This is a genomic window from Nostoc sp. UIC 10630, assembly GCF_010747425.1.
Taxonomy (GTDB): Bacteria; Cyanobacteriota; Cyanobacteriia; order Cyanobacteriales; family Nostocaceae; genus Nostoc.
Map to the genome: position 1 here is coordinate 24,176 of NZ_JAAGOG010000084.1, position 7,331 is coordinate 31,506.

Here is a 7,331-nt window from a genome sequence, read left to right on the forward strand (position 1 = left end):
CCCAATTCCCATAAATGGCTCGTACCCCTACACTAAATTTTGATCGTGGCACATTAATTTTGCATCCACCACCACGCGGCAAAGGTTGGATGGATTATGCTACGTGGGATGATAGAGTTGAAAAATTCCGCATTCCAGCAATTAGATACCGATCGCTAGTAGAAGCACTACAAGCGGAAGATGTGAATTTTATCGATGAGGCCAAGCAATTTTATCCTGTAGATTTGGTTCCGACTTTGGAAATGGAACCCTATCCACACCAGACTGAGGCGTTAGCGGCTTGGAAACTGGCGGGTAGGCAGGGAGTAGTTGTGCTTCCCACGGCGGCGGGAAAGACTTATTTAGCACAAATGGCGATGCAATCAACGCCGCGCACGACGCTGATTGTGGTGCCAACTCTAGATTTAATGCATCAGTGGTATGCACATTTGGTAGCAGCTTTCCCCGATGCTGAGGTGGGATTGCTGGGAGGTGGTTCGCGGGATAGAACAGCTATCTTAGTTGCAACTTATGATAGTGCCGCAATTCACGCCGAAACCTTGGGAAATCAATATGCACTGATTGTTTTTGATGAATGCCATCATTTACCGACAGATTTTAATCGGGTTATCGCTGAATATGCGATCGCACCTTATCGTCTGGGACTCTCTGCTACACCAGAACGCACTGATGGTAAACACGCTGATTTAAATATTCTGATTGGTGAAGAAGTATATCGCAAACGCGCCGAAGATTTGGCGGGTCAGGCGTTAGCAGAACATGAAATTGTCCAAATTAAAGTAAAGTTATCGCAACTTGAGCGAGAAAGATACAATCAACTCATTCAAACCCGCAACGACTTTTTGAAGCAATCAAAGATTTCTTTGGGGAGTCTACAAGGTTGGCAAATGTTCGTGCAAATGAGTGCTAGATCGCAATCTGGACGTAGGGCGATGTTAGCGCACCGGGAAGCGAAAGATATCGCTTTGGGGACTGATGGGAAGTTGCGAATTTTGATTAATTTATTGGCAGAACATTATCCAGCAAGAATTTTGATTTTTACTGCTGATAATGCAACGGTTTATCGCATTTCTCAAGAGTTGCTAATTCCGGCAATTACTCATCAAACTCCTGTGAAGGAACGGCATGAGATATTAACTAAGTTTCGAGAGGGTAAATATAATACTTTGGTTGCTTCTCATGTGTTGAATGAAGGCGTTGATGTACCTGCGGCAACTGTTGCAATTATTTTATCGGGGACGGGTTCGGCTAGGGAGTATACTCAGCGATTGGGAAGGATTTTACGGAAGGGGAATATTGAGAATAAGCAGGCGATTTTGTATGAGGTGGTGGCGGAGGATACGAGTGAGGAAGGAACTTCGGCTAGGCGGAGAGGGGAGAGGAATAACGAACCGCGAAGGCGCGAAGGACACGAAGGGAAGAAAGAGAAGGAAGGGAAGTTACAGGTTGTGTATGGGAGTGGGAAGGAACGGAGTTTGAAGGCGGCGGAACAGTTAGAAATTAATTATTCAACGGGAAGTTCAAAATCTAAAATCCAGAATTCAGATGTTACCGACAGATTTACTGATGCATCGCCAAAACGGGGAGGAGATCATTCCGAAGAGACTGAAGATTGATCGGGGAACTTCGGAGTTGGCGATTGAGTTAATTAATTATTTTCAATCAGCAGTGGGTAAGACTCAGGGTGTGCTTGAGCGACAATTGACTGATTTTGAAGGAGATTCTACAGATTATCGGGTGAAGCGAGGGTTAGCTTATATTCTCAAAAGCAGTTTTTGTACTTTTGAGGTGGTTAGTCCTTTGGAACCACAGATGTTAAGAGAACGGGTGTTTTCGTTGGCTGCAAAGTCTGTTTCTAGTCGAGAATCAACCCAAGTTACTCTAAGTAAAATTGCTGATGAGTTAACTCAAGAACTTGAGCGGGAAGTTTTATTAGAACAGGTTCGGAATGGGTTATATGCTGATTTATCTGAAAATAAAATTTTGACTGTTTTCGATGCACCGACAGCGCCAGATGTGTTAAATCGATATAACTTATCTCAGGTACAGGGTGTATTTTACAAGGCCAGTCAACTGGTGTTAAATGCTCATCGCAATGTTCCAGGTGAATATAAGCTGTTATTTCGCTATCTAAAGTTGTTTCAACTAATGGCTTATATTGAAGGCGATGCTGACCACGGATTTACAATTACCATTGATGGGCCGACGAGTTTGTTTAATCCTAGTACACGATATGGGTTAGCGATCGCTAAACTTATTCCTGCTTTACTTCACGTTACTAAATGGAGTCTTTCTTCCATTCTCCAAACCCGCGATGCTTATACAAATAGTTGGAAAACTGGACGTTTCACCCTCAATTCTGAATGTGGTTTAGTATCCCACTATCCGCCCGGAAAGCCTTACGATAGTATGTTAGAAGCATCCTTTGCTGATAAGTGGGATGCTTTGAAAAGCGGTTGGGCATTAGAACGAGAAGTTGATTTAATACCGATTCCCGGTAGTGTGATGATTCCCGATTTTCGCTTGGTGCATTCTGATGGACGCACTTTCTTATTAGAAATTGTTGGTTATTGGCGGCCAGAATATTTACAAAAGAAGTTTTCTCAGGTGCGGCGGGCTGGACGTGATGACTTAATTTTGGCAATTTCCGAGCGACTTAATTTAGAAAAGGCGGGAGTAAAATTAAATGATGTCCCCGCCAGAATTGTTTGGTTTAAAGATAAGTTATTGCCGAAAGCTGTCTTAGCTGTAATGGATTGATTATGGGGAGTGGGAACTAGGTATTTGCTATTAGATATTTCAGGAAAAGTCTTCCCTCATTCCCAGTCCCCAGTCCCCAATCCCTTGTCCCTACTTAGAACGGCGCGATGCGGACGAACGAGCCCCAGGCTTCTCGCCATTAGTCGCGGGTGGCGCTGCTTTACGTTTAGCCGATGTCCGTGGTAACGGTTTAGGAGTCCGAGGCGATCGCTTTTCACCTCCAGATTTGGGTCTGTGTTGCCGTCCATTGGGGATTGGTTCGGCCGTTGTATTGGGGTTAGGGCCAAAGCCAGCCACTACTTCCCTTGGCAAACGTTGCTCAATCAGTTTTTCGATATCTGTCAATAGACTGTATTCATCAACACACACCAGCGATACGGCTTCACCTGACGCACCAGCACGACCAGTTCGCCCAATGCGATGAACATAATCTTCCGGTACATTAGGTAGATCAAAGTTGACTACATGGGGTAGTTCGCTGATGTCAAGACCTCTAGCAGCAATGTCTGTAGCCACCAATACCTGTAAGCTACCATTCTTGAACTTTGCCAGAGCATTGGTACGCACTGGCTGACTCTTATTTCCGTGGATTGCCAGTGCTTGAATGCGGTCTTCACCCAACTGCTTAACTAAACGGTCAGCGCCATACTTGGTACGAGTAAACACTAGTACTTGATACCAATTATCTCGCCGAATCAGGTGAGCAAGTAATTGACGTTTCTTGTCACGGTCTACTTGGTAAATTTTTTGGGCGATTGTCTCGGCGGTGACGTTGCGGCGTGCCACTTCAATCATCTTCGGGTTATTGAGCAACCCGGCGGCTAGTGCTTTAATTTTGTCCGAAAAAGTAGCGAAGAATAGCAAATTTTGTCGCTTTTTGGGCAAAAGTGCAAGAATGCGGCGGATATCATGGATAAAGCCCATGTCCAGCATCCGATCTGCTTCATCTAGAACTAAAACTTCAATATGTGACAGGTTCAGCGTGCCCTGCTGTACGTGATCCAGCAGTCGCCCTGGAGTAGCAACCAAGATATCCACTCGGTTCTTCAAACGCTGTTTTTGCAGATTAATACCGACTCCGCCAAACATCACCATCGAGTTTAGCTGCAAGTATTTGCCGTACTCGCGCACGCTTTCTTCCACTTGGGCAGCGAGTTCACGAGTTGGGGTGAGAATCAGCGCCCGGATCGGGCGGTATCCATTAGATGTAACTTTGATGTTCTTCTCGGACGATAACCGATGTAGAAGCGGTAGGGTAAAACTAGCGGTTTTTCCAGTGCCAGTTTGTGCCCCAGCTAGTAAATCGCTACCCGATAAGACGGCAGGAATCGACTGTATTTGAATTGGCGTAGGTTCGGTGTACCCTCGCTCTGTAACCGCACGGATAATTTCATTGGACAAGCCGAGAGTAGAAAAATTCATAAAACTCCAAAAGTAACATCGGCCTGTCGCCAATGGCAGCGTCAGTCTTAGGCGGACGGATAAAAAAGTCTTGAAAGGCTGGATGGGCAGTAACGCAAAGACTGAAGAGCGAGTGCCACAGTCCCACATTCTAACAGAATGTAGCCCATTGTGTGGTTAAAGTTGCTCTGATTCAGTGTTGTGTTAAATTAGCATTACTTGGAATATAAAGTATTGAACAATTAGGAGAAATTCGTTATCGCAATCCAAAAGCAACTGATTAATTCACAAATCAAGTCACCTCATGTCTTCTTGATTGACCATGAGAATAACAATCGTGGTCTAATCGACACCAATGAGGCGCTACAGTTAGCCGAGAGCCTAGAGCTTGACTTGGTTGTAGTCTCTCAAGGCAAAGAGGCCCCAATCGCCAAAATCCTGAATTATGGCAAGCTTCAGTATCAAAAGAAAAAACGTCAGAGCCAGAGTGCTAGACCTACGGTAAAAGAAGTTCGTTTCGGTTTAAACGTGGGTATTGCTGATTACAATTTACGTATTGAAAAAGCAGTTGGTTGGTTGAGTAAAGGCGATTCGGTGAAGTTTGCCATTCGTTTACGAGGCCGAGAACATCAATATCGTGACCAAGCAGGAGAACTGCTAGACAGAATTGCAAAAGACCTCAGTCAAGTAGGTAAAATCCAGTCACTGGATAAACGCTCACTAATTGTTCAAGTCATTCCTGCCTAGTTAATCTTGCGATCGCTGGAGGATGTATTTGTGCCAGCTTTTAAAACTCCCACGGCTATGAAAACATTGCTATTGCTCGTTTTCAGATCAAGCCGTGGGATTTTAGCTCAAAGCTAAGAAACCAAAAAAGCCAGAGGATAGGCAACAGCACTCCATCAGCTAATAATGGGACATAGCCAATCAATCGGCGCATTTAGTGATTAGGTGTGTCAACGCATCAATCAGGCGATCGCTTTCCATTGGCACAATGTCCTGTCCATGCATTACATTTTGAGTAATATGAAAATGCACCAATGCCCCTAAAAGAATTCTTGCTGTTGCCTCTGGGTCAGGTATTTTTAGTTCTGGAGCCGCCAAGTACTGAGTGAGAGTTTCCGCTACTGGCTTAATCATCACCCGAACACAAATTTGAGATAACTCAGGAAAACGCCCAGATTCCCCAATTAATACTCGCATAAATGCACTATGCTCTTTGTCGTTAAGCATCTGATCTAATGCTTTGGTTGCTACCTGGCGCAGTATGGTGGCTGGTTCTCCCTCAATCGGTTCTGTGCCAAAAATTGAGTTGTTCTTTTTGCTTGTCAGTTGCTCTAACAGTACTTTAAAAAGTCCTTCTTTATCTTGAAAGTGGCTATAGACTGTCGCTTTAGAAACACCTGCTGCTACTGCTACCCGATCCATGCTTGTACCAGCATAGCCATTTTGGAGAAACTCTTGCATTGCCCCTTGCAGAATTTGCTCTACTTTATCAACGGAATTATCTCGATCAACTTCGTCAGTTTTGATGCGTACCATTTATTAATCATCCTTTCTTATAAACAATATTAATAGATGCTGCAAAATGCCCTAGTAGAAAATGGCGAAAATCAATATGCCCTTTGTTGAAGGGGGCAGGGGGTAGGAATGAATACCATTTCGCTGCATAATGCCGAGCCAACTGATTGAGAAGTTTAGTTGTATCATCTTGACTAAACTAGTCAGTTTAGTTTAGCATAAATTGAACTGTACAGTTTAGTACAAGTTGCTACTGGTGGTAAAGGGAATAATAGTATGGAGCAAAACAGGAATTCAGAGGGTTTAAGGTCTTCTCAGAATCTTGTGCGATCGCCTGTTCTACTTGCAATAATTACAGCTCTAGCAATAGGCGGAATCAGTGTTTATGCTGTGATGAAGTTCCAGGCTACAGCTAATGAAAAACAAAAAACCCCAGTAGCAGTTCAGCCTGTGGTAAAAACAGTCACAGCATTAGGGCGGTTGGAACCAAAGGGAGAAGTAATAAAACTGTCAGCACCTTCTTCTACTGAAGGAAATCGGGTAGAGCAACTATTGGTAAAAGAAGGCGATTCTATCAAAGCTGGGCAGGTAATTGCGATTATGGACAACCGCGATCGCCTACAAGCTAGTTTGATTGAAGCACAAAAACAAGTTCAAGTTGCCAAAACCCGCCTTAATCAGGTAAAAGCTGGAGCAAAACAGGGAGAAATTGGAGCGCGTCAAGCTACTGTGAATCGTCTGCAAGTAGAACTAGAAGGAAATATTAAAACCCAACAAGCCACAATTAATCGTATAGAAGCAGAACTCCTTGGACAACAACGGAGCTTGCAAGCAACAGTGGCTCGCGTCGCAGCCGAGAGACGTAATGCCCAAGCTGACGTGCAGCGCTACGAGACTTTATATAAAGCAGGAGCAATTTCTAGCCAGGAAGTTGATAGCAGACGTTTAAACGCCGAAACTTCCACTCAAGCGTTAATTGAAAGCCAAGCTACTCAGACAAGAACTGTGGCTACCCTACAACAGCAACTCAACGAAGCAAAAGCTAACCAGGATCAAACCATCGCCAGCTTACAACAGCAGATTAACGAAGCAAAAGCTAACCTGAATCAAACTGCTGAAGTCCGTCCAACAGATATAGCAAATGCACAAGCAGAGGTAGACAGCGCTCAAGCCACTGTAGAAAAAATTAGAGCAGAACTGGCGCAAGCTTATGTTGTGGCTCCTAAAGCCGGTCGAATTTTGGAGATTAATACACGAGCCGGAGAAACTGTTGGCGATGAAGGAATTGTGGCTCTAGGTCAAACCGACCAGATGTATGCAGTAGTAGAAGTCTACCAAAGTGATATCAAGAGAGTGCGTCCGGGACAAGATGTGCGGGTAAGTAGTGATTCCCTACGTAATGAATTAGAGGGAAGAGTGGATTGGATTGGTATGCAGGTAAAGCGGCAAAATCTGATCAATGCTGATCCCTCTAGCAATATTGATGCCAGAGTCGTAGAAGTCCATGTGCAACTGAATAAACTATCTAGCCAAAACGCTTCTAGCTTAACTAATTTGCAAGTCAAGGCGGTAATTGAACTTTAAAGGGAATTGGGAATTGGGCATTGGGCATTCTTCTTGTCCCCCTCATCTCCCCCATCTTCCCCATC

At 44.3% G+C, this 7,331-nt stretch carries 6 protein-coding genes; 4 read left to right on the forward strand and 2 right to left on the reverse strand.

Annotation, left to right across the window (positions count from 1 at the left end; translation table 11 throughout):
- Positions 1-14: 14 nt before the first annotated feature.
- Entirely contained in the window at positions 15-1,616 is a 1,602-nt protein-coding gene (locus G1O98_RS19620) for a DEAD/DEAH box helicase family protein (RefSeq protein WP_163930775.1), read from the forward strand.
- Positions 1,546-2,760 carry a DUF790 family protein gene (locus tag G1O98_RS19625; protein WP_163930778.1) on the forward strand — a complete coding sequence of 405 codons (1,215 nt, stop codon included), beginning with the start codon at positions 1,546-1,548 and terminating at the stop codon, positions 2,758-2,760. The genes G1O98_RS19620 and G1O98_RS19625 overlap by 71 nt, the downstream gene beginning before the upstream one ends.
- A 90-nt stretch (positions 2,761-2,850) precedes the next feature.
- Here G1O98_RS19625 and G1O98_RS19630 read toward each other — a convergent pair whose 3' ends face one another.
- Positions 2,851-4,182, reverse strand: a complete 1,332-nt coding sequence (locus tag G1O98_RS19630; RefSeq protein ID WP_163930782.1) for a DEAD/DEAH box helicase — start codon at positions 4,180-4,182, stop codon at positions 2,851-2,853.
- A gap of 258 nt (positions 4,183-4,440) precedes the next feature.
- Between G1O98_RS19630 and infC the strand changes: the two genes are divergently transcribed.
- Positions 4,441-4,908, forward strand: coding sequence for a translation initiation factor IF-3 (infC, locus tag G1O98_RS19635; RefSeq protein ID WP_258169853.1), 468 nt, complete (start codon positions 4,441-4,443; stop codon positions 4,906-4,908).
- Positions 4,909-5,088: 180 nt separating this feature from the next.
- Here infC and G1O98_RS19640 read toward each other — a convergent pair whose 3' ends face one another.
- Entirely contained in the window at positions 5,089-5,703 is a 615-nt protein-coding gene (locus tag G1O98_RS19640; protein WP_163930785.1) for a TetR/AcrR family transcriptional regulator, read from the reverse strand.
- A 255-nt stretch (positions 5,704-5,958) separates the two neighbouring features.
- Here G1O98_RS19640 and G1O98_RS19645 point away from each other — a divergent pair, with 255 nt between their 5' ends.
- Complete coding sequence (locus tag G1O98_RS19645; RefSeq protein WP_163930787.1) at positions 5,959-7,266, forward strand: HlyD family efflux transporter periplasmic adaptor subunit; 1,308 nt, start codon at positions 5,959-5,961, stop codon at positions 7,264-7,266.
- Positions 7,267-7,331: the final 65 nt, after the last annotated feature.